Source organism: Blastococcus sp. SYSU D01042, assembly GCF_054050515.1.
In genome coordinates this window covers 78,565-100,570 of the sequence record NZ_JBJGZM010000003.1, presented here as the reverse complement: position 1 = coordinate 100,570, position 22,006 = coordinate 78,565, and the positions used below count along the sequence as shown (strand labels likewise).

General features: G+C 75.0%; 21 protein-coding genes. 6 read left to right on the top strand and 15 right to left on the bottom strand.

Going from position 1 to position 22,006, the window contains the following annotated elements:
* Nucleotides 1-50: 50 nt before the first annotated feature.
* From ACI79H_RS07065 to rsgA, 4 genes are read right to left on the bottom strand one after another with little or no spacing between them, the layout of a single operon-like run.
* Nucleotides 51-911, bottom strand: coding sequence for a phosphoribosylaminoimidazolesuccinocarboxamide synthase (locus ACI79H_RS07065; RefSeq protein ID WP_456553672.1), 861 nt, complete (start codon nt 909-911; stop codon nt 51-53).
* Nucleotides 908-2,215 (bottom strand): adenylosuccinate lyase, encoded by a 1,308-nt coding sequence (gene purB / locus ACI79H_RS07060; protein WP_456553671.1) that lies wholly within the window; start codon nt 2,213-2,215, stop codon nt 908-910. The genes ACI79H_RS07065 and purB overlap by 4 nt, the downstream gene beginning before the upstream one ends.
* Nucleotides 2,216-2,264: 49 nt before the next feature.
* Complete coding sequence (gene purD / locus ACI79H_RS07055) at nt 2,265-3,536, bottom strand: phosphoribosylamine--glycine ligase (RefSeq protein ID WP_456553670.1); 1,272 nt, start codon at nt 3,534-3,536, stop codon at nt 2,265-2,267.
* A 24-nt stretch (nt 3,537-3,560) separates the two neighbouring features.
* The gene (rsgA, locus tag ACI79H_RS07050; protein WP_456553669.1) at nt 3,561-4,601 is read right to left on the bottom strand and encodes a ribosome small subunit-dependent GTPase A; all 1,041 of its coding nucleotides are present in this window, start codon (nt 4,599-4,601) and stop codon (nt 3,561-3,563) included.
* A 257-nt stretch (nt 4,602-4,858) separates the two neighbouring features.
* Here rsgA and ACI79H_RS07045 point away from each other — a divergent pair, with 257 nt between their 5' ends.
* Complete coding sequence (locus ACI79H_RS07045) at nt 4,859-5,878, top strand: glycerophosphodiester phosphodiesterase family protein (protein ID WP_456553668.1); 1,020 nt, start codon at nt 4,859-4,861, stop codon at nt 5,876-5,878.
* Nucleotides 5,879-5,918: 40 nt separating this feature from the next.
* Here ACI79H_RS07045 and ACI79H_RS07040 read toward each other — a convergent pair whose 3' ends face one another.
* Nucleotides 5,919-7,208: an adenylosuccinate synthase gene (locus tag ACI79H_RS07040; protein ID WP_456553667.1), complete on the bottom strand. Its 1,290-nt coding sequence runs from the start codon at nt 7,206-7,208 to the stop codon at nt 5,919-5,921.
* A 61-nt stretch (nt 7,209-7,269) separates the two neighbouring features.
* On the opposite strand from ACI79H_RS07040, the gene ACI79H_RS07035 reads away from it, so the two are divergent.
* The 3 genes from ACI79H_RS07035 (at nt 7,270) to ACI79H_RS07025 (ending at nt 9,822) form a co-directional block, all read left to right on the top strand.
* Complete coding sequence (locus ACI79H_RS07035) at nt 7,270-7,884, top strand: hypothetical protein (protein WP_456553666.1); 615 nt, start codon at nt 7,270-7,272, stop codon at nt 7,882-7,884.
* 79 nt (nt 7,885-7,963) lie between these two features.
* Complete coding sequence (locus tag ACI79H_RS07030) at nt 7,964-9,031, top strand: ABC transporter permease (protein WP_456554013.1); 1,068 nt, start codon at nt 7,964-7,966, stop codon at nt 9,029-9,031.
* The gene (locus ACI79H_RS07025; RefSeq protein WP_456553665.1) at nt 9,028-9,822 is read left to right on the top strand and encodes an ATP-binding cassette domain-containing protein; all 795 of its coding nucleotides are present in this window, start codon (nt 9,028-9,030) and stop codon (nt 9,820-9,822) included. The genes ACI79H_RS07030 and ACI79H_RS07025 overlap by 4 nt, the downstream gene beginning before the upstream one ends.
* A gap of 48 nt (nt 9,823-9,870) precedes the next feature.
* Here ACI79H_RS07025 and ACI79H_RS07020 read toward each other — a convergent pair whose 3' ends face one another.
* The 5 genes from ACI79H_RS07020 to ACI79H_RS07000 all read right to left on the bottom strand — a co-directional run bounded on the left by ACI79H_RS07020 (nt 9,871) and on the right by ACI79H_RS07000 (nt 13,630).
* The gene (locus ACI79H_RS07020) at nt 9,871-10,014 is read right to left on the bottom strand and encodes a GPGG-motif small membrane protein (protein WP_456553664.1); all 144 of its coding nucleotides are present in this window, start codon (nt 10,012-10,014) and stop codon (nt 9,871-9,873) included.
* A 138-nt stretch (nt 10,015-10,152) separates the two neighbouring features.
* Nucleotides 10,153-10,572 (bottom strand): DUF3151 domain-containing protein, encoded by a 420-nt coding sequence (locus tag ACI79H_RS07015; RefSeq protein WP_456553663.1) that lies wholly within the window; start codon nt 10,570-10,572, stop codon nt 10,153-10,155.
* A 1-nt stretch (nt 10,573) separates the two neighbouring features.
* Nucleotides 10,574-11,608, bottom strand: a complete 1,035-nt coding sequence (gene fbaA / locus ACI79H_RS07010) for a class II fructose-bisphosphate aldolase (RefSeq protein WP_456553662.1) — start codon at nt 11,606-11,608, stop codon at nt 10,574-10,576.
* A 60-nt stretch (nt 11,609-11,668) separates the two neighbouring features.
* Entirely contained in the window at nt 11,669-12,274 is a 606-nt protein-coding gene (locus ACI79H_RS07005) for a pentapeptide repeat-containing protein (protein ID WP_456553661.1), read from the bottom strand.
* 3 nt (nt 12,275-12,277) lie between these two features.
* Nucleotides 12,278-13,630, bottom strand: a complete 1,353-nt coding sequence (locus ACI79H_RS07000; protein ID WP_456553660.1) for an FAD-dependent oxidoreductase — start codon at nt 13,628-13,630, stop codon at nt 12,278-12,280.
* 90 nt (nt 13,631-13,720) lie between these two features.
* Here ACI79H_RS07000 and ACI79H_RS06995 point away from each other — a divergent pair, with 90 nt between their 5' ends.
* The gene (locus tag ACI79H_RS06995) at nt 13,721-14,209 is read left to right on the top strand and encodes an NUDIX domain-containing protein (RefSeq protein ID WP_456553659.1); all 489 of its coding nucleotides are present in this window, start codon (nt 13,721-13,723) and stop codon (nt 14,207-14,209) included.
* Between the two features lie 6 nt (nt 14,210-14,215).
* On the opposite strand, the gene ACI79H_RS06990 is transcribed toward ACI79H_RS06995, so the two are convergent.
* From ACI79H_RS06990 to ACI79H_RS06980, 3 genes are read right to left on the bottom strand one after another with little or no spacing between them, the layout of a single operon-like run.
* Nucleotides 14,216-15,640, bottom strand: coding sequence for an FAD-binding oxidoreductase (locus ACI79H_RS06990; protein ID WP_456553658.1), 1,425 nt, complete (start codon nt 15,638-15,640; stop codon nt 14,216-14,218).
* 47 nt (nt 15,641-15,687) lie between these two features.
* On the bottom strand, nt 15,688-16,242 hold the full coding sequence (gene pyrE, locus ACI79H_RS06985; protein WP_456553657.1) for an orotate phosphoribosyltransferase: 555 nt from the start codon (nt 16,240-16,242) through the stop codon (nt 15,688-15,690).
* A gap of 18 nt (nt 16,243-16,260) precedes the next feature.
* On the bottom strand, nt 16,261-17,898 hold the full coding sequence (locus tag ACI79H_RS06980) for a molybdopterin-dependent oxidoreductase (RefSeq protein ID WP_456553656.1): 1,638 nt from the start codon (nt 17,896-17,898) through the stop codon (nt 16,261-16,263).
* Nucleotides 17,899-18,007: 109 nt separating this feature from the next.
* Between ACI79H_RS06980 and ACI79H_RS06975 the strand changes: the two genes are divergently transcribed.
* Nucleotides 18,008-18,475 (top strand): hypothetical protein, encoded by a 468-nt coding sequence (locus ACI79H_RS06975; RefSeq protein ID WP_456553655.1) that lies wholly within the window; start codon nt 18,008-18,010, stop codon nt 18,473-18,475.
* Here ACI79H_RS06975 and ACI79H_RS06970 read toward each other — a convergent pair whose 3' ends face one another.
* Together ACI79H_RS06970 and clpB are read right to left on the bottom strand one after the other, a co-directional pair.
* Entirely contained in the window at nt 18,476-19,156 is a 681-nt protein-coding gene (locus ACI79H_RS06970; protein ID WP_456553654.1) for a hypothetical protein, read from the bottom strand.
* Nucleotides 19,157-19,242: 86 nt separating this feature from the next.
* Entirely contained in the window at nt 19,243-21,834 is a 2,592-nt protein-coding gene (gene clpB / locus ACI79H_RS06965; RefSeq protein WP_456553653.1) for an ATP-dependent chaperone ClpB, read from the bottom strand.
* Nucleotides 21,835-22,006: the final 172 nt, after the last annotated feature.

The following is a 22,006-nucleotide window of genomic DNA, read 5'->3' as shown; positions in this document are numbered from 1 at the left end:
CGCACGCCTTCGTCGCGGAAAGCGTGCGAGGACGGCGATCTCGCCGGGGGTCAGGCGAAGGGCGTCCCGGTGAGGCGCTCGTAGGCGGTCACGTACCGCTCGCGGGTGGCGGCGACGACGTCGGCGGGCAGCTCGGGCGGCTCGGAGGCGCGGTCCCAGCCCGACGAGGTCAGCCAGTCGCGGACGAACTGCTTGTCGTACGAGGGCTGCACGGAGCCGGGCGACCAGGACGACGCCGGCCAGAAGCGGGACGAGTCGGGCGTGAGCACCTCGTCGCCGAGCACGAGGGCACCGCCCCCGGTCCCGAACTCGAACTTCGTGTCCGCGAGCACGATGCCGGCATCCCGGGCGATCTCGGCACCCCGCCGGTACAGCGCCAGCGTCAGCTCGCGCAGCTCCTCGGCCCGCTCGGCGCCGACCAGCGCCACCACCCGCGGGAAGTCGATCGGCTCGTCGTGGTCGCCGATCCCGGCCTTGGTCGAGGGCGTGAACACCGGCTCCGGCAGCTGCGAGCCCTCGACCAGCCCCTCGGGGAGGACGACGTCGCGGATCGAGCCGGTGCGCTGGTACTCCGCCGTCCCGCCGCCGGAAAGGTAGCCGCGGGCCACGCACTCGACGGGCAGCATCTCCAGCCGGCGCACGAGCATCGCCCGCCCGGCGACGTCGGCGGGCACGTCGGTCGCCGACACCAGGTGGTGCGTCGCCCCGAACTGCGCCAGCACCGGCGTCAGCTGCTCGAACCACCACACCGACAGCTGCGTGAGCACCCGGCCCTTGTCCGGGATCGGCGTGGGCAGCACCCAGTCGTAGGCGGAGATGCGGTCCGAGGCCACCAGCAGCAGCCGGTCGGACCCGGCGTCGTAGACCTCCCGCACCTTGCCGCGGGCGACGAGGGGCAGGTCGACGCTCACGACAGCGCCGCGAGCCGGTCGAACAGCGGGCCGAGGTTCGCGACGTAGCGCTCGGGCCGGCAGATCTCGTCCAGCCGGGCCTCGTCCAGCGCCACGTCCGACGCGGCGGCCCGGGCGCGCAGCGTCTCCTGGAACGGCGTGCCGCTGTTCCACGTCTCCATCGCCGCCGCCTGCACCAGCGCGTAGGCGTCCTCGCGGGACAGCCCGCCCTCGACCAGCTCCAGCAGCACCGACGAGGTGTAGATCAGCCCGCCGGTCGACTCCAGGTTGGCCCGCATCCGGTCGGCGTCCACCACCAGGTTCTCGACCAGGCCGGTGGTCAGGTGCAGCAGGTAGTCGGTGGTGATCGCGGCGTCGGGCAGGAACACCCGCTCGGTGGACGAGTGCGAGATGTCGCGCTCGTGCCAGAGCGGGATGCCCTCCATCACCGGCACGATGGCGGCGCGCACGACCCGCGCGAGGCCGGCGATCCGCTCGGACCGGATGGGGTTCTTCTTGTGCGGCATCGCGCTCGAGCCCTTCTGGCCCGAGCCGAACGCCTCGGAGAGCTCACGCACCTCGGTGCGCTGGCCGTGCCGGACCTCCAGGGCGACCGTCTCGCACACGGTGGCGAGGACGGCGAGCGCCGACACCCACTCCGAGATCGAGTCGCGCAGCACCACCTGCGTCGACGCGTCAGCCGGTCGCAGGCCCAGCGCCTCGGCCACCGTCACCTCGACCGCGGGGTCGATCAGCGAGTACGTGCCGACGGCGCCGGAGATGGCGACGACGCCGACGCGCTCGCGGGCCGCCCGGAGCCGGTCCCGCGACCGGGCGGCCGCGAAGGCGAGGTCGGCGACGCGGTGCCCCCACACGACCGGCTCGGCGTGCACGCCGTGCGTGCGCCCGACCCGGATCGTCGACCGGTGCGCCAGCCCGTGGTCCCGCAGCGCGGCCACCAGCCGGTCGGCCTTGGCCAGCAGCACGTCGGTCGCGTCGGTGAGCTGCACGGCCAGCGCGGTGTCGAGCAGGTCCGACGACGTCATGCCGTGGTGCACGTACGCGGCGGCCGAGCGCGGCTCGGTGTTGTCGGCCCACGCGGTGAGGAAGGCGATGACGTCGTGCTGCGTCGTCTCCTCGATCTCCGCGACGCGCTCCGGGGTGGGCGGGGCCGCGTTGCGCACCGGCTCGACCACTTCGGCCGGCACCCGGCCCGCGGCGGCGTGCGCCTCGAGCACGAGGGTCTCCACGCGGCACCACAGCTCGTACTTGTGCTGGTCGCTCCAGACCCGCCCCATCTCGGGGAGCGTGTAGCGCTCGATCATCGGGGCCACCTCGTCGCCATCAGCACGCCCCCAGTCTCCCGCAGGCCGGTCAGGGCAGGACGATCCGCCCCTCGACGGCGCCCAGGGCGATGTCGGTGCGCCAGTGCGCGCCGGCCAGCCGCACGCCGGCCACCCGCTCGTAGGCGGTCTGCCGCGCGGCGGCGAGGTCCGCGCCCACGGCGGTCACCGCGAGCACCCGGCCGCCGGCCGACACCACCGTGCCGTCGTCGGCCAGGGCGGTGCCGGCGTGCAGCACGCCCTCGCCGTCGGCTCCGGTCACCGGGTCGCCGGTGCGCGGCGCCTCGGGGTAGCCGGCGGCGGCGACCACCACGGTGACGGCGGAGCCGGGGCGCCACTCCAGCGGCGGGTGCGCGGCGAGCGTGCCGGTCGCGGCGGCGTGCAGCAGCCCGGCCAGGGGCGTGGCCAGCAGCGGCAGCACGACCTGGGTCTCGGGGTCGCCGAAGCGGGCGTTGAACTCCACGACCCGCACGCCGCGCGAGGTGAGCGCCAGCCCGGCGTAGAGCAGGCCGCTGAACGGCTCGCCGCGGCGGGCCATCTCGTCGACCGTCGGCTGCAGCACGGTGGCCAGCACCTCGTCGACCAGCCCGGCCGGCGCCCAGGGCAGCGGGGCGTAGGCGCCCATGCCGCCGGTGTTGGGGCCGCCGTCGCCGTCGTCGCGGCGCTTGAAGTCCTGCGCGGGCACCAGCGGCAGCACCGTCGTCCCGTCGGTGACGGCGAACAGCGAGACCTCCGGGCCGTCGAGGAACTCCTCGACCAGCACCGCTCCCCCGGCGTCGAGCACCGCCCGGCCGTGCGCGACGGCGGCGTCGCGGTCCGGCGTCACGAGCACGCCCTTGCCCGCGGCCAGGCCGTCGTCCTTGACCACGTACGGCGCGCCGCCGGTCAGCGCGGCGACCTCGTCCAGCGCCGTCTCGAGCTCGGCGGGGCCCCCGACCGGCCAGGCCTGCGCCGTGGGCACGCCGGCGGCGGTCATGACGTGCTTGGCGAAGGACTTGCTGCCCTCCAGCTGCGCAGCCTGCTCCGACGGACCGAAGCAGGCGATGCCGGCGTCGCGGACGGCGTCGGACGCCCCGGCGACCAGCGGCACCTCCGGGCCGACGACGACGAGGTCGGCGCCCCACGTGCGGGCCAGCGCCGCGATCGCGTCCGGGTCGCGCACGTCGAGCGGGAACGGCTCGGCGAGCGCGCGGGTGCCGGCGTTGCCGGGCGCGCAGGCCAGCGCCTCGACGGCGGGGTCGGAGGTCAGAGCCACGCACAGGGCGTGCTCCCGGGCACCGGAGCCGATCACGAGCACGCGCACGGGGCGCACGCTACCGACGGCGGGTCAGCGCGGCCGGGACGGCTGGTCGCGCAGCGAGCGGTGCAGGGTCCGCAGCCGGGCGCGCTCCTCGGCGCGGGCCCGGGCGTCGACGCGCAGCAGCTGGCGGTGCGCCTCGGCCTGCAGCTTCCGCCACGCGGCGAAACGGGCGGGGTCGAGCCGGCCGTCCTCGATGGCCGCGGCGACGGCGCAGCCGGGCTCGGTGCGGTGCGCGCAGTCCCGGAACCGGCACTCCCCGGCCAGCGAGGTCACGTCGGCGTACGCCGCCTCGATGCCCTCGGCGTCGTCGTACAGACCCAGTTCGCGCATCCCCGGGGTGTCCACGAGCAGCGCACCGCCGGGGAGCAGGTGCAGCTCGCGCGCGGTCGTCGTGTGCCGGCCGCGGCCGTCGTCCCGGATCCCGCGGGTGGCCGCCAGCTCCCGCCCCGCCAGCGCGTTGGCCAGGCTGGACTTCCCGACCCCGGACGGGCCGACCATCGCCGCGGTGGCCCCGGGGGCGAGCACGGCGCGGACGGCGTCCAGGCCCTCCCCGGTCACGGCGCTGACCGCGATCACCTCGACGCCGAGCGCGTCCTCGGCCACCTCCGCGACCGCCGCCGCGACGTCGTCGCACAGGTCGGCCTTGGTGAGGACCACGACCGGGGTGGCCCCGCTGCTCCACGCCACGGCCAGGTAGCGCTCCACCCGCCGCAGCCGGGAGGGCCCGGCCAGCGCGTCCACGACGAGGACGACGTCGAGGTTGGCCGCGACCACCTGCGCGGCGGAGCTGCGCCCGGCGACGGTCCTCGTGAACGCGCTGCGGCGGGGCAGCAGGGCGACCGCGAGCTCGTCGCGCAGCGCCACCCAGTCCCCCACCGCCGGTCCGCCCAGGGCGCCGTCGGCGTAGAGGCCGGTGCCGGGGTGCACGCGCCGCTCACCGTCCTCGGTGAGCACGCCGAGGCGGCCCCGGTCCACGCGCGTCACGCGCGCGGGCACGGTGCCGGCGGGCAGCTGGCCGGCCAGCTCCGGCCGCCAGCCCAGGGAGAGCAGAGAGGTCACGACGGCCATGGTGGGCGCGCTCCTCGCCCGGCGTCATGCGGTTTTCCGGGCCGGCACGGGCGGGGCGGGTGCGGCCGTGCGGGACCGCTGGGACGGGCGGGGAGGGCGGGGTGCGCACGACCCGCGGCGCAACACGATCTCAAAGACGAGACATGCGTCACTACCGGCATGCACTTCCGCTGGTCAGCGAGCTGTGCGCCCGGTGGTGCGCAACACGTCCCTCGGCGTTCGCCTCTCGGCCACCTCGGTGGGGTGGCATGGAACGCATGCACGCGACCGAGTCGCTGGCCATGCCGCCCGTGACCCGCCTTCCCCGGCCCGTCGTCATCGGGCACCGCGGTGCCCCCGCCTACCGCCCCGAGCACACGTCGGCCAGCTTCGAGCTGGCGATCGACCAGGGCGCCGACCTCATCGAGCCCGACGTCGTGGTCAGCCGCGACGGCGTGCTGGTCGTCCGCCACGAGAGCGAGCTGTCGCTGTCGACCGACGTCGCCGACCACCCCGAGTTCGCCGACCGCCGGACCACCCGCGTGGTGCACGGCGAGCCGGTCACCGGCTGGTTCACCGAGGACTTCACCCTCGCCGAGCTGCAGCGCCTGCGGGCGGTCGAGCGGATGCCGACGGTGCGGCCGCTCAACACCGCCTACGACGGCCGTTTCGGCATCCTGACCCTGGCGGAGGTCGTCGAGCTCGCGCGCCGCCGGTCCACCCCCGCCCGGCCCGTGCAGGTGCTGGTGGAGCTCAAGTGCGTCACCTGGCCCGACGGCGACGGGCCCACCCTGGGCGCCCTCGCCGCCGCCGAGCTGCAGCGGCTGGGCGCCGCGCACGCGGCGGGCCCGGTGATCGTGCAGGCCTTCGACGCCGGCCTGCTCCGGGAGCTGCGCGAGCGGCTGGGCCCCCGCGGCGTCCGCCTGGTCCAGCTGGTCGACGACTGCGCCGAGGGCGACCGGATGGTCACCCCCTCGGGGCTGCGCGAGATCTCCACCTACGCCCAGGGCATCGCACCGAGCCGACGGCGAATCCTGCAGGCCGCGGCGGCCACGAGCTGCCCGCTGGTGGACGAGGCCCACCGCGCCGCGCTGTCGGTCTTCTGCTGGACGCTCCGGGCGGAGAACGCCTTCCTGCCGGCCCCCTTCCGCCGCGGCGACCTGCCGGGCGCGCACGGGGACGCCGTCGGCGAGGCGCGGCGGCTGCTCGAGCTGGGGCTCGACGGCCTGATCACCGACTCCCCCGACCACGCCGTCACGGCGCTGCGGTCGCGCACCCGCCAGTCCGCGGCCGCCTGAGCCGCGGAGCGGGACCGGTGGGTCCCGCTCCGCGGGCGGCTCAGCCGATCAGGTCGTGGACGACCACGTTCTCGTCGCGGCCCGGGCCGACGCCGATCACGCTGATCCGCGCGCCGGCGAGCTCCTCGAGCCGCCGCACGTAGGCCTGGGCGTTCGCCGGAAGCTCGTCGAAGGTCCGGCAGTGCCGGATGTCCTCGAACCAGCCCGGCATCTCCTCGTAGACCGGCTTCGCGTGGTGGAAGTCGGTCTGCGTCATGGGCATCTCGTCGTGCCGGACGCCGTCGATCTCGTAGGCGACGCAGATCGGCACCGTCTCCAGGCCGGAGAGCACGTCGAGCTTGGTGAGGAAGTAGTCGGTGATGCCGTTGACGCGGCTGGCGTAGCGGGCGACGACGGCGTCGAACCAGCCGCAGCGGCGGTCCCGGCCGGTGGTCACGCCGACCTCGCCGCCCTGCTTGCGCAGGTACTCGCCCCACTGGTCGAACAGCTCGGTCGGGAAGGGACCCGAGCCCACCCGGGTCGTGTACGCCTTGAGGATGCCGACCACCCGCTCGATGCGGGTGGGGCCGATCCCCGCGCCGACCGCCGCGCCGCCCGCCGTCGGGTTGGACGACGTGACGAAGGGATACGTGCCATGGTCGACGTCGAGCAGGGTCCCCTGCGAGCCCTCGAGCAGCACCCACTCGCCGGCGTCGAGGGCCCGGCCCAGCATGAGCCGGGTGTCGGCGATGCGGTGCTTGAGCTGCTCGGCGTAGGCGGCGTACTCCTCGACGACCTCGTCGACGTCGATCGCCTTGCGGTTGTAGACCTTGACCAGGATCTGGTTCTTCTCCTGCAGCGTGCCCTCGAGCTTCTGCCGCAGGATCGAGAGGTCCAGCAGGTCCTGCACGCGGATGCCGGTGCGGGCGACCTTGTCGCCGTAGGCCGGGCCGATGCCGCGGCCGGTGGTGCCGATCTTGCGCTTGCCGAGGAACCGCTCGGTGACTTTGTCCAGCGCCCGGTGGTGCGGCATGATCAGGTGCGCGTCCGAGGAGATGGTCAGGCGCGAGGTGTCCACGCCCCGCTCCTCCAGGCCCGCGAGCTCGCGGATGAGCACCTCGGGGTCGATGACCACGCCGTTGCCGATGACCGGCGTGCAGCCCGGCGTCAGGATCCCCGACGGGATCAGGTGCAGCGCGTACTTCTCGCCGTCCGGGGTGATCACCGTGTGGCCGGCGTTGTTGCCGCCCTGGTACCGGACGACGTAGGGCACGCGCCCACCGAGCAGGTCGGTGGCCTTGCCCTTGCCCTCGTCGCCCCACTGGGCGCCGATCAGCACGACTGCGGGCATGGGGGAAGGTCTCCTCGGGTGCTTCGGGGCTGGCGGACCGATCGGATGGCAGGGTATCCGCATGGCGTCGGTGGAGCTGGACCTGCGGCGGCTGGCGGCCGGTGAGGCCCCGCGCGCCGCTTCCGTGGCGGGCGCCGCCGAGGCCACCGCCGTGCGGGTGCGCGGGCCCGTGGCCGGGCTGGCCGCCGTCCTCGGCGTGCTGCTCAAGGCCGGGCGGACGGCGGAGGTCCCCGTGTCCTGGGAGCCGGCCGCCGACAAGGACTCCACCGGCCTGGCCCGCGAGCTGGGCATCGGCACCGGCGGGCCGCGCGAGCTGACGCTGGTCCGCGACGACCACGGCGGGGTGCTGCTGCACCACGGCCGGATCGAGGCCGACGGCGACGGCCGCCGGTCGCTGAGCCGCCGGCTGGGCCTGCAGGCCCACCACGACGACATCCGGGTGGCCGACGGGGAGATCACCCGCATCGACGTGCGGCCCGACTGGACCGCCGTCGACACCATCGGCGTCACCGTCATGACCCAGCCGCTGCGCCCGACCCGGCGGACCAGCGGGCGCGCGCTGCAGGTGGCCTCCGACCCGGCGCGCATCATCCGGGACGGCGTCCGCTACCCGCGGGCCGTGCAGCGCTGGACCTGGTACGCCGACGACCGGGTCCGCTGGCTGCTCCACCCCTGAGGTGGTGGACACTGGGCGGCACGCTCGTCGAGGAGGATCCGCTGCCGTCGTCCCCCCGCCCCGCCGGTCGCCGCCGGTGATGGTCGACCGCCTCACCGCGCCCGGGATCTCCCGCACCGCGACGCCGCCGGCCGCCCGCGGGCGGTGGGTGCTCCGGCGGGCGCTCACCCGGCCGAGCCTGCCGGCGCTGGTCGGCCTGGCGCTGGTGCTCGCGTTCTTCGCCGTCCGGGCGCCGGAGCTCCTCACCGCGCAGGGCCTGGCCGGTGTGCTCGACGTCGCGGCGACGCTCGGCATCGGCGGCGTCGCCGTCGCCCTGCTGCTGATCGCCGGGCAGTTCGACCTCTCCGTGGGGGTGCTGGCCATCTCCAGCGCGGCGATGACCGCGCTCCTGGTCGGGCACGCTGACTGGGGCACCTGGCCCGCGCTCATCGCCTCGCTGGTCGCCGCGCTGCTGGTCGGCGTCGTCAACGGGGTGCTCGTCGTCAACACCGGGCTGCCCAGCTTCCTGGTCACGCTCGCGACGTTCCTCGTCCTGCAGGGGACGACGCTGGCCGGCGTGCAGGCGTTCGCCGGGTCCAGCCGGATCGCCGGGCTGGACGACGCCCCGGGCTGGACGTCGGCCGCCGCGGTCTTCGGCTCGACCCAGCAGCTGGGCGACGGGCGCTTCCGCGTCTCGCTGCTGTGGTGGCTGGGCGTCACCGCGCTCGCGACGTGGGCGCTGTGGCGCACCAAGTTCGGCAACGCCGTCTTCGCCAGCGGCGGCGCCCGCACGGCCGCGCGCGAGCTGGGCGTGCCGGTCCGCCGCACCACGGTCGCCCTCTTCTGCCTGTCCGCGACCGCCGGCTGGCTGATCGGCACGCTGAGCCTGGTCCGGTTCGCGGGCGTGCAGGTCGGCACCGGCGGGCTGGCGACCGGCATCGACTTCATCGTGGTGGCCGTCCTGGGCGGCTGCCTGCTCGCCGGCGGCTACGGCTCGGCGCTGGGCGCCTCCATCGGCGCGCTGCTCTACGCCGTCGCCCGGCAGGGGATCGCACTGGCCGGCTGGGACCCGCCGTGGTTCCAGGCGCTGCTCGGCGTGCTGCTCGTGGTGGCCCTGGTCGCCAACGGCGTCGTCGGCCACCGGCTCAAGGGGGTGCCCCGCTCGTGAGCGGCGGCCTCGAGCTGCGCGGGGTCACCGTGCGCCACGGCAGCGTGCCCGCGCTGTCGCGGGTGAGCGCGGTCTTCCCCGCCGGCGAGATCAGCTGCGTCCTGGGCGAGAACGGCTCGGGCAAGTCGACGCTGGTCCAGCTGCTGTCCGGGCTGCGACGCCACGACGAGGGCGAGCTGCTCGTCGACGGCACGGCGGTGCGGTTCCGCTCGCCCACGGCGGCGCGCGCCGCCGGGATCGCGACGGTGTGGGAGGACCTGGCGGTCGCCCCGCTGCTGTCGGTCTGGCGCAACTTCTTCCTCGGTGCCGAGCCGACGCGGGGCGTGTGGCCCCTGCGCCGGCTCGACCTGGACTCGGCGCGCGCCACCACGGTGCGGGCGATGGCGCGCGTGGGCGTCCCCGGCCTGGACCCCGACCAGCCCGCGAGCCGCCTGCAGGCCGGCGAGCGGCAGAGCCTGGCGGTGGCCCGGGCGCTGCACTTCGGCGCGCGGGCGCTGGTCATCGACGAGCCGACGACGCCGATGACGGTGGCCCGCCAGACCCTCTTCGGGCAGACCATCCTCGACGCCCGCGCGCAGGGGCTGGCCGTCGTCGTCATCACGAACAACCCGCGCTACGCGCACCTCGTCGGCGACCGGTTCCTGCTGCTGGCCGGCGGTCACGTGGCCGGCACGCTCTCGCGGGAGGACGTCGACGCCGACGGCCTCACCGCGCTCATGGCCGGCGGCGACCAGCTGAGCGTCCTCACCGAGGCGCTGACCGCGCTGCACCCGGAGCTGGGCGAGCGCTGAGACGAGCGGGGCCCCGGACCCGGCGCGAGCCGGACCCGGGGCCCTCGGTCAGGTGAAGACGCTCACCCCGCCCGGGCCGACCAGCAGCCCGACCACGATGAGGACGATGCCCCACAGCATCTGCCTGCGGACGATGGCGAGGATGCCCGCCACGACCAGGACGACAGCGAGGATCCACAGCAGGAGTTCCATGCGATGTCTCCGTCCGAACGGGCGCCGGGACACGGCGCCGGGCACGGACGGTGATGTCCATCACGATCAACAACGAAACGTCGTCGCCGAATGTGCTGGTCGGAGCCCCGCCTCAGCCCCGGTTACTGTGACTCTGCGTTACGGCGCCAGGCTCGGGTCGCAGTCGCGCAGCAGCTGGGTGCAGCGCTCCTGCTCGTCGTGCTCCCCGATCGCCTCGGCGGCCGCGGCGAGCACCGTGACGCAGCGCAGGAAGCCGCGGTTGGGCTCGTGCGACCACGGCACCGGGCCGAAGCCCTTCCAGCCGTTGCGGCGCAGCGCGTCCAGCCCGCGGTGGTAGCCGGTGCGGGCGTAGGCGTAGGCCTCGATGGTGTCGGTGAGCTGCCGCTCGGTCCGGTTCAGCGCCGCCTCGGCCAGCGCCGCCCAGGCGGCGCTGACGGTGGGGTGGTGGGCGGCGACCTCGGCGGCCGGGGTGCCGGCGGCCAGCTCGCCGTCGGCCTCCGGGTTCGCCGGCAGCAGCGTGGCCGGCGGCTCGCCCAGCAGGTTGTGCGAGTGGGTCATCTCAGGCGCCCTGCGACTGGCCGGCGGACAGCAGGTGCTTGCACGCCTCGACGACGCGGGCGGCCATGCCCGCTTCGGCGGCCTTGAGGTAGCTGCGCGGGTCGTAGGCCTTCTTGTCGCCGACCTCGCCGTCGATCTTGAGGACGCCGTCGTACTTGCTGAACATGTGCGCGGCGACCGGGCGGGTGAAGGCGTACTGGGTGTCGGTGTCGACGTTCATCTTCACGACGCCGTAGGAGATGGCCTCGCGGATCTCCGACTCCGCGGAGCCCGAGCCCCCGTGGAAGACCAGGTTGAACGGCTTCGCGCCCTCGCCCAGGCCGAACTCCGCGGCGACGACGTCCTGGCCCTGCTTGAGGATCTCCGGCCGCAGCTTGACGTTGCCCGGCTTGTAGACGCCGTGCACGTTGCCGAAGGTGGCGGCCAGCAGGTACACGCCGCGCTCGCCGAGGCCCAGCTTCTGGGCGGTGCGCAGGAAGTCGCCGTCGGCGGTGTAGAGCTTCTCGTTGATCTCGGCGACGACGCCGTCCTCCTCGCCGCCGACGATGCCGATCTCCAGCTCCAGCACCAGCTTGGCCGCGGCGGACTTCTCCATCAGCTCCTCGGCGATGTCGAGGTTCTCGCCCAGCTCGATGGCCGAGCCGTCCCACATGTGCGACTGGAACAGCGGCTCCTGGCCGGCGTCCACGCGGTCCTGCGACAGCGCGATGAGCGGGCGGACGTAGCCGTCGAGCTTGTCCTTGGGGCAGTGGTCGGTGTGCAGGGCGACGTTGACCGGGTACTTCTCGGCGACGACGTGCGCGAACTCGGCCAGCGCCACCGCGCCGGTGACCATGTCCTTGACCTTGGTGCCCGAGCCGAACTCCGCGCCCCCGGTGGAGAACTGGATGATGCCGTCGCTGCCGGCGTCGGCGAAGCCGCGCAGGGCCGCGTTGATGGTCTCCGAGGAGGTGCAGTTGATCGCCGGGTAGGCGAAGCCGCCCTCCTTGGCCCGACTGATCATGTCGGCGTAGACCTCGGGGGTCGCGATGGGCATGCGGGGCACTCCTCCGTGCGGCGTCCGGGCTGGCTGGCGCCCAGTATCGCGTCGCCCCCGCTACTCCGGGGCGTCGGGGGCGACGACCAGCCCCAGGGTGGTGACGAGGACGACCGCCTGGGTGACGTCGATGCGCGCGCCGGCGAGCTCGGCGTCGCGCGGGTCCAGCGCGCTGAGGTCGCTGCCGCGGAGGTCCGCCTCGCGGAGGTCGACGCCGGCCAGCTCGGCGGCGGAGAGGTCCAGGCTGCGCAGCGCGGCGCCCGCGGCGCGCACCCCGGTGAGGTCGGCCTCGCGCAGGCGCGCCCCCGTGACGGTCGTGCGGGAGAGGTCGGCGCCGGCCAGCACGGTGAACGACCAGTCGCCGCCGTCGACGGACAGCAGGTCGAACGAGCACCGCTGGAAGCGGCTGCCGACGAACTTGCACCGCGTGAGCTCCGCCTGGGAGAACGAGCAGCCGGTGAAGGTGCACCCGACGAAGGCCGAGTCGGTGAAGCGGGTGGCGGTGAGCCGGCAGTCGACGAACGTGCACCCGGTGAAGACGGCGCCGGTGCCGGTGGCCTCGGTGAGGTCCACGCCGGTGAACCGGACCCCCGTGTGCTCGCGGCCGGAGAGGTCCTCGCCATACCAGTCGGCGTCGTGGACCTCGGTCTGCGTCGGGCCGCCCACCGGTCAGCCCGTCTCGATCCGGCTGGCCACCCGCGCGGCGACGATCACGGGGTCGTAGGTGGGCGAGACCGGCGGCGCGTACGAGAGGTCGGAGCCGGCGAGCTCCTCGGCGGTCATGCCGGCCCAGATGGCGGTCGCCAGGACGTCGATGCGCTTGGCGCTGCCCGGGCCGCCGACGACCTGGGCGCCGAGCAGCAGGCCGGAGCCGCGCTCGGTGATGATCTTGACGGCGATGGGCTCGGCGCCGGGGTAGTAGCCGGCCCTCGTCGTCGCCTCGATGGTCTCGGTGCGGCAGTCGAACCCGGCCTCCTCGGCCTGGGTCGTGCACAGGCCGGTGCGCGCGATCTCGAGGTCGCCCACCTTGGTCGCGGCCGTCCCCAGGACGCCGGCGAAGCGGGCCGCGCGCCCGCCGATGACCGATCCGGCGACGCGGCCCTGCTTGTTCGCGTGCGTGCCCAGCGCGACGTGGATCGCCTCGCCGGTCAGCCGGTGGAAGGTCTGCGCGCAGTCGCCGGCGGCGAAGACCTCCGGGTGCGAGCGGCTGCGCTGGGTGTGCGCGACGTCGATGGCGCCGGTGACGCCGATCTGCAGGCCCGCCGCGCGCGCCAGCTCCACCTCCGGGCCCATGCCGAGCCCGAGGACGACGAGGTCGGCCGGGTAGCTGCCCTCGTCGGTGCGGACCGCCCGCGCCACGCCGTCGGCGTCGACCTCGATCTCGCGCACCGGCTGGTCGTTCTGCACGTCGATGCCCATGTCGCCCATGGCCGCACAGATCCGCTCACCCATGTCGGCGTCGAGCTGGCCCATCGGGAAGGGGTCGGCGAGGACGACGGTCACCGACAGCCCGCGGGTCAGCAGCACCTCGGCCATCTCCAGGCCGATGTAGCCGCCGCCGAGGACGACCGCGCGCTGCGCACCCGCGGCGATCGCGGCCCGGATGTCGGCGCCGTCGGCGAGCCGGTGCACCCCGAAGACGCCGTCGGCGTCGAGGCCGGGCACGGACGGGCGCGCGGGGCGGCCTCCGGTGGCCACCACCAGGTGGTCGTAGCCGTACTGCCGGCCGTCCGAGCCGCGCACCTTGCCGGCGTCGAGGTCGATCTCCTCGGCGCGCACGTGCGTGTGCACGGTGATGCCGTCGGCCTCGAACTGGGCGGGGGTGCGGGCGAGCAGGGCGTCGCGGTCGGGGACCTGGCCGCCGATCCAGTACGGGATGCCGCACGCGGAGTAGGAGATGTCCGGGCCCTGCTCCAGGACGGTGATCTCCAGGTCCGACCCCGGCCGCAGCCGCCGTGCCTGCGCGGCGGCCGACATCCCTGCGGCGTCCCCGCCGATGACGACCAGCCGATCGGTGCTCACCGCGACAGGGTGTCACCCGGGACCGACGACCCGCAGCACCCGCCGCGCCACGGCGTGCGCGCCCTCCGCGGACGCCCCTAGGGTCGCCGGGTGGCCGACGGTGGAGCTGGAGCCGACTGGCACCCGGACTGCTACCAGCGCGCGGCCGCCTTCCTCACCGATCCGCGGGGCCGGCTGCTCGTGTTCGACCACGTCGACGTCGACGCCGGCACGCAGGTGCCCGCGGGCGGCATCCACGCCGCGGAGTCGGCCCAGCTGGCTGCCCTGCGCGAGCTCGAGGAGGAGTCGGGGCTGCGGTCCGCCGTCGTCGTCCGGAAGCTCGGGGAGTCGTGGGCACGCGTCCGGCCGGGTCTGGTGCCCGCCGGCCTGGAGGAACGGGTGCAGCACGCCGTCCACCTGGCGCTCCCGCACGCACCGGACCGCGAGCGCTGGGAGTGGGCCGAACGCTCCGGCGGCGACGTCGTGGAGCACCGCTTCGCGCTCCGCTGGCTCGCGCTGGACGAGGCCGCGCAGGAGCTGGTGCCGGACCAGGCGATGTGGATCGAGGTGCTCCGGCAGTCCCTGGACCACCCGACCTGAGGGCCCTCAGGTCGCGGTCAGCTCGCTGACGGCGGTGAGGTCGCGGACGCTCGCGCGGCGGAAGACCTTGCCCGGGTTGAGCAGGCCCTGCGGGTCGAGCGCGTCCTTGATCGCGCGGTGCACGTCGAGGGCGACCGGCCCGATCTCCCGCTCGAGCCAGTCGACCTTGATCGAGCCCACGCCGTGCTCGCCGGTGATCGTGCCGCCGAGGGAGAGCCCCAGCTCGCAGATGTCGTCGAAGGCGGCGTAGGCGCGCTCCCGCTGGTCGGCGTCCGCCGCGTCGAAGCAGATGGTCGGGTGCATGTTGCCGTCGCCGGCGTGCCCGACGACGCCGATGGTGAGCCCGCGGTCCCGGGCGATGGCGTCGCAGCGGTCGAGGAAGGCGGCGATGTGCGACCGGGGGACGGCGACGTCGTCGATCATCGTGCTGCCCAGCTGCGCGAGCGCCGGCAGCGCCATCCGGCGGGCCTGCAGCAGCAGGTCGCCCTCGGCCGGGTCGTCGGTGGTGTGCACGAGCTCCGCGCCGGCCTCGCGGCACAGCTGCGCGAGCGCCTCGATCTCGGCGGCCGCGACGGCGCCCCCGGCGTCCGACTGCGCCACCAGCAGGGCGTGCGCGCCGCGGTCCAGGTCGGCCCTGAGCAGGTCGTCGACCGCGCAGATGCAGGTGTTGTCCATGACCTCGAGCAGGCTGGGCACCAGGCCGCTGGTGACGACGCGCTCGACCACCTGGCCGGTCTGCGCCGTCGTCGCGAAGGAGGCGGCGAGGGTGACCGGCCGCTGCGGGGCCGGGCGGAGCGCCAGCGTCGCCTCGGTGATGACGCCGAGCGTCCCCTCGGAGCCGACGAACAGCCGCGGCAGGTCGTAGCCGGCGACGCCCTTGACCGTGCGCCGCCCCGTGCGCAGCACCCGACCGTCGGCGAGCACGACCTCCAGGCCCATGACGTAGTCGGTCGTGACGCCGTACTTCACGCAGCACAGGCCGCCGGAGCCGGTCGAGAGGTTGCCACCGATCGTGCACCAGTCGTAGCTGGAGGGGTCCGGCGGGTAGAACAGCCCGGCCCCGGCGACGGCGTCGCGCAGCGCCTTGTTCACCACGCCCGGCTGCACGACGGCGAGCCGGTCGGCGGGCGAGACCTCGAGGACGGCGTCCATCCGGGTCATCACCAGCGTGATCGCGCCGTCGACGGCGTTGCTCGCCCCGGCCAGCCCGGAGCCCGCGCCGCGCGGCACGACCGGGACGCCGTGCCGGCTCGCCACCCGCATGACCGCGACGACGTCCTCGGTGCTCCGCGGCAGGACGACGGCGGCCGGCGTGCCCGCGGGCGCCATCATCGCCTGGTCCCGGGCGTACCCGGCGGTGACGTCGGGGTCGGTGAGGACCGCGTCCGCACCGAGCGCGTCCTGCAGGTCGGCCAGCCACGCGGTGGTCACCGTCACACCGTAGCGACGCGGATCAGGTCACCTGATCCCAGCGGGCGTCAGGCGAGGCCGAGGTCGGCGAGGTCGAAGGCCGCGCGGTACTCGAAGCCGGCCGCCTCGACCGCCGCACGGGCGCCGCGGTCGACGATCACCGCGACGGCGATCACCTCGGCGCCGGCCTCCTGCAGGGCCTGGGCGGCGGTGAGCGGGCTGCCGCCGGTGGTCGAGACGTCCTCGACGACCAGGACCGCGCGTCCGGCGACGTCGGGCCCCTCGATCCGCCGCTGCAGGCCGTGCGCCTTGCCCTCCTTGCGGACGACGCAGGCGTCGAGGAAGCCCTCGCCGGCCGCGGCGGCGTGCAGCATCGCCGTCGCCACGGGGTCCGCGCCCAGGGTCAGCCCGCCGACGACGTCGTAGCGCAGGTCGCCGGTCAGCTGCCGCATCACGCGGCCGACCAGCGGCGCGCCCTCGTGGTGGAGGGTCAGGCGGCGCATGTCGATGTACCAGTCGGCCTCGCGCCCCGAGGAGAGCGTCACCTTCCCGTGCACCACCGCGAGGTCGACGATGAGCTCGAGCAGGCGGTCGCGGTCGGGCAGGGCAACGGGGGCCGTCATGGAACCGACCCTAAGGGCTCAGCGCGCCGTGACCTCGATCGAGTGCCAGCCGGTGGAGCCCGCCGGGAACGGGGTGGCGCGCGCGTCGGTCTGCACCTCGCCGTCGGCACCCGTCGCGCGCACGGTGACGGTGTGCCGACCGGGCGCGAAGTCGACGGGCAGCACCCACTGGCGCCAGACGTCGGCGTCCACCGGCGGGGACAGCCGCGCCTGCACCCAGTCGCCGTCGTCCACCCGGACCTCGACCGCGGCGATCCCCCGCGTCTGCGCCCAGGCGACACCGGCGACGGCCCGGCGCCCGGCCGGGAACTCGGCCAGCAGCGCCGGGGTGTCGATGCGCGAGGCGATCCGGATGGGCCCGTCGACCGCCCACTCGCGCTCGATCCAGAAGGCGTCGACGGCGTCGAACGTCGTGGCCTCGATGCGGGTCAGCCACTTGCACGCCGACACGTAGCCGTAGAGCCCCGGGATGATCATCCGCAGCGGGAAGCCGTGCACCACCGGCAGCGGCTCGCCGTTCATGCCGAAGGCGAGCATCGCGTCCTCGACCTCGAGCGCGCTGCGGGTGGGCGCGCCGATGGTCATGCCGTCCTCCGACCGGCACAGCAGCTGGTCGCTGCCGGACCGGAGACCGTTCTCCTGCAGGAACGGCGCCAGCGGGACGCCGAGCCACCGGGCGCTGCCGGCCAGGGCCCCGCCCACCTCGTTCGAGACGCAGGTCAGCGTGATGTCCCGCTCGATGAGGTCGTCGCGCCCGAACAGGTCCTCGAGCGTGTAGGTGCGCGGCGAGTCGAACATCCCCGACAGCTCCAGCCGGAAGTCCGCGGGCCGGATCCGCGGCGCGACGAGCGCGGTGTCGATCCGGTAGAAGTCGCCGTTCCGCGTCACCAGCGGCGTCAGGTCCTCGATCTCCGCGGCGAGGTCGGCGCCCGGGGGCAGCGGCGGGGCGGGGGACGCCGGCACCGGGAGCCGGATGCCGGCCCGGACCGCCGTGACCTCGGTGTCGCGCTGCAGCACCCGGCCGGCGCCCCCGGTCACGGCGGCCACCCCGACGGCGGCCGCGCCGGTCAGGAGGAACCGGCGGCGGTCCAGGCCGGTCCGGTCGCCGGAGCCCAGCGCCGCGCGCAGCCGGTCGACGACCGGGGCGTGCTCGGTGGCTCCCGGCTCGCGCGCCGGAGCCGGCGCGGCCGCCGTCAAGGGGGCGAGCAGCGCCGGCAGCGCGACGGCGCCGGCGGCCGTGCCGAGCAGCGTCGGCAGCGCGTCGAGCGCCTCGGCGGCGGGACGGGTCAGCGCGGCCAGCACGCCGACCGCCCCGAGGAGCACCACGCCGAGGAGGCCGAGCCGGCGGTCCCGCAGCCCCAGCAGGCCGACGAGCAGCGCGTACAGGGCGACGACCACCAGGGTGCCGACGACCAGCGCGGTCTTGTCGTCCTCGCCGAAGGTCCGGATGCCGAAGGCCGTGACCGGCCGGGGGGCCAGCGCGATGACCGCGTCGCCGACGGCGAGGACCGGCGAGGACGCCCCGACGGAGCCCGCGACCAGCTCGGCGACGCCGAGGGCCACGGCAGCGGCGAGCAGCCCGGCCGTGGCCGCGAGGACCCGGCGCCCCCGGCCCGGCGCGGTCGCGCTCTCCGGGCGGCGCGGGGACGTCGTCACGCCCTGTCTTCGCGCGCCGGGCCCATCGGGATGCATGGGGCGATCATCGCCCGCCGCACGGAGGGCGACGTGCGGCGCCGCGGGCAGCGGGTCTGGGATCGTGGGCCCCGTGCCGAAGCCCCCTCCCGCCGGTGACCCCGCGGCGACGCCGGTCATGCCCTCCTCGGTGCGCGTCGCCGTCGTCGTCCTGGCGGTCCTGGCGGTGCTGCTGCTGTCGAACGCCGCCCTGCTCGGCTTCGGCTTCGGCACCGCCGTCGACCGGATCGTCGAGGACTTCGACGACGTCACCCGCGCCGAGGCGCAGCGCTTCGTCGTCCTGTCGCTGGTGCCCTACGCGCTGCTGGGCCTGGTGCAGGCGGTGGCCGCGGTGTTCCTCCCCCGCCGCCGCACCTGGGCGCGCTGGGCCGGGCTGGCCGCCACCGCGCTGCTCGGCCTGCTCACGGTCACCAGCGTGCTGGCCACCGGCGGGCTCAGCGTGATCTCGCTGCTGCTGCTCGTGCTCTCGATCGCGGGGGTGACGAGCCTGATGGCCCGCAGCACGCGCGAGTGGCTGCCGGGGGCGACCCCGGCAGCCTGATCAGCGCTGCTGGCCGTAGGTGCGCGCCCAGCCCATGTACCGGTACCACTGGTTGCTGGGCTGCAGCGCCAGCAGCACGATGCCCGCGACCAGCGCGAGCAGCTGGAAGGCGCTGAGCGCGGTCAGGAAGTCGGTGCCGGCGGTGTCGGCGCCCAGCGTGGTGAGCCCGGCCAGCACGTTGAGGCCGCCGAGCACCCACAGCGTCACGCGGGCCCAGTGCCGGCCTCGCCACGCCCACCAGATGAACAGCGCGTGCAGGACGACCAGCACCAGGCCGATGACGGCGCCGACGAGGATCGCGGTCCGCAGCACCTCCTCGGTGATCTCGGGGTCCCGGGTGCTGGCCACCGCCTCGCGCACGAGCTCGTCGATGTCGGCGAAGGAGACCAGCGAGACGACCAGGCCGAGCACGAAGTTCACGACGAACGCGCCGATGCCCGCCCGCACCGTCAGCGGCTGCTCGGCCGACCCGGGCGGGGGCGGCGGCACGTACTGCGCGCCGTAGCCGGCCCACTGCTGCCCCGGGGCCTCCCACCCCTGCGGGGGCGGGCCCCAGCCCTGCGGAGGCGGCGCGTTCCAGCCCTGCGGAGGCGGCGCGTCCCAGCCCTGCTGCGGCGCGTCGGCGCCGTCCTCGGGCCGGCCCGCGGGATCGCCGTACCGGCCCCCCTGGTCGGACGTCATCGTGCTGCCTCCCGGCCTCGGTGTGCCCCGATCATGGCCGAGGCCGGGCCCGCCGGACCACCGGGGGGATCCGACGGGCCCCGCGCTCAGCCGCGCGTGACCTTCAGCCCGGCGTCGCCGTCGGCGACGTCGGCCGGCCAGTCGACGACGACCTCGTCGCCGTCGCGGATCTCGCCGGACAGCAGCGCCCGGGCCAGCTGGTCGCCGATGGCCGACTGCACCAGCCGGCGCAGCGGCCGGGCGCCGTAGACCGGGTCGAACCCGTTGAGCGCCAGCCACTCCTTGGCGGCGTCGGTGACCCGCAGCGTGAGCCGCCGCGCCGCCAGCCGCCGCGCCAGGACGCCGACCTGGATGTCGACGATCCCGGTCAGCTCGTCGCTGCCCAGGGCCCGGAACAGGACGACGTCGTCGAGCCGGTTGAGGAACTCCGGCTTGAAGTGCGTGCGGACCACGTCCATCACCGCGGCCCGGCGGCGCTCCTCGGGCACCGACTGGTCGGCGATGATCTGCGACCCCAGGTTCGAGGTCAGGATCAGGATCGTGTTGCGGAAGTCGACCGTCCGGCCCTGGCCGTCGGTGAGCCGGCCGTCGTCGAGCACCTGCAGCAGCACGTCGAAGACGTCGGGGTGGGCCTTCTCCACCTCGTCGAGCAGCACGACGGTGTACGGACGCCGCCGCACCGCCTCGGTGAGCTGGCCGCCGGCCTCGTAGCCGACGTAGCCGGGGGGCGCCCCGACCAGCCGCGCCACCGAGTGCTTCTCCGAGTACTCGCTCATGTCGACGCGGACCATCGCCCGCTCGTCGTCGAAGAGGAACTCCGCCAGCGCCTTGGCCAGTTCGGTCTTGCCGACGCCGGTGGGCCCGAGGAACACGAACGAGCCGGTGGGCCGGTCGGGGTCGGCGACACCGGAGCGCGCCCGACGGACGGCGTCGGAGACGGCGCGCACGGCGTCGGGCTGCCCGACGACCCGGCGGCCGAGCTCGTCCTCCATGCGCAGGAGCTTCTGCGTCTCGCCCTCGAGCAGGCGGCCGGCCGGGATGCCGGTCCAGGCCTGGACGACCTCGGCGATGTCGTCGGGGCCGACCTCCTCCTTGAGCATGGAGTCGCCGGTCTCGACCGAGGTCTCGGCCTCGGCGAGGGACTTCTCCAGCTGCGGCAGCCGGCCGTAGCGCAGCTCCGCGACGCGGGCCAGCTCGCCGTCGCGCTCGGCGCGCTCGGCCTCCAGCCGCAGCCGCTCCAGCTCCTCCTTGATGGCCTGGATGCGGCCGATCGCGCTCTTGTCCTGCTGCCAGCGGGCGGTCAGCTCCGCGAGCTCCTGGCGCTTGTCGGCGAGGTCTGCCTGGAGGGCCGCCAGCCGCTCGACCGACGACGGGTCGTCCTCCTTGGACAGCGCCATCTCCTCGATCTCCAGCCGGCGCACGGCCCGCTCGACCTCGTCGACCTCGACCGGGCGGCTGTCGATCTCCATCCGCAGGCGGCTGGCGGCCTCGTCGACCAGGTCGATCGCCTTGTCGGGGAGGAACCGGGCCGTGACGTACCGGTCCGACAAGGTGGCCGCGGCGACGATCGCGGTGTCGGTGATGCGGACACCGTGGTGGACCTCGTAGCGCTCCTTGAGCCCGCGCAGGATGCCGATGGTGTCCTCGACGCTGGGCTCCCCCACCAGCACCTGCTGGAAGCGCCGCTCGAGCGCGGGGTCCTTCTCGATGTGCTCGCGGTACTCGTCCAGGGTGGTGGCGCCGACCATGCGCAGCTCGCCGCGGGCGAGCATCGGCTTGATCATGTTGCCGGCGTCCATGGCCGAGTCACCGGTCGCGCCGGCCCCGACGATGGTGTGCAGCTCGTCGATGAACGTGACGACCTGCCCCTCGGCGTCGGTGATCTCCTGGAGGACGGCCTTGAGCCGCTCCTCGAACTCGCCGCGGTACTTCGCGCCGGCGACCATCGCGCCCAGGTCCAGCGCCATGAGCCGCTTGCCCTTGAGGCTCTCCGGGACGTCGCCGGCGACGATGCGCTGGGCGAGCCCCTCGACGATCGCGGTCTTGCCGACGCCGGGCTCGCCGATGAGCACCGGGTTGTTCTTGGTCCGCCGGGACAGCACCTGCACCACCCGGCGGATCTCGGTGTCCCGGCCGATGACCGGGTCGATCTTGCCCTCGCGGGCGCGCTCGGTGAGGTCGACGGCGTACTTCTCCAGCGCCTGGAAGGTGCCCTCGGGGTCCGCGGTGGTGACCTTGCGGGTGCCGCGGACGGTGCGGAAGGCGGCGAGCAGCGCGTCGCGGGTCGCCCCGGCGCCGGTCAGCACCCCGCCCGCCTCGCCGCCCGAGCCGGCCAGGCCGACCAGCAGGTGCTCGGTGGAGATGTACTCGTCACCCAGGGCCCCCGCCTGCTCACCGGCGTCGTTCATGACCCGCAGGAACTCCCGGCTGGGCGACGGCGCGGGCACGGTGGCCCCGGTGACGCTGGGCAGCCGGCGCACGGCGGCCTCGGCCTTGGCGCGGACGTCGGCGGCGTCGGCCCCGACGGCCTTCAGCAGCGGGCCGGCGATGCCGTCGTCCTGCTCGAGCAGCGCTGCCAGCAGGTGCAGCGGCTCCAGGGCGGCCTGCCCGCGGGCGACCGCCAGCCGCTGCGCGGCGGCGATGGCCTCCTGCGATCGGGTGGTCAGCTTGCTCTCCATGGTCGCGGCGCGCGTCCTCTCGTGTCGTCGCTCGTCCGTTCGTGCACGGGCCGCCCGGACGGGGGCTCGTGCCTCGGTGGGTGCAACGAGCCAGGAGTTGAGTCTGTTCCGCTCAACCCCGGTCGTCCACCCCGGAGCGGACCCGGTCGGGTCGTATCGGCGCAGACCGCTC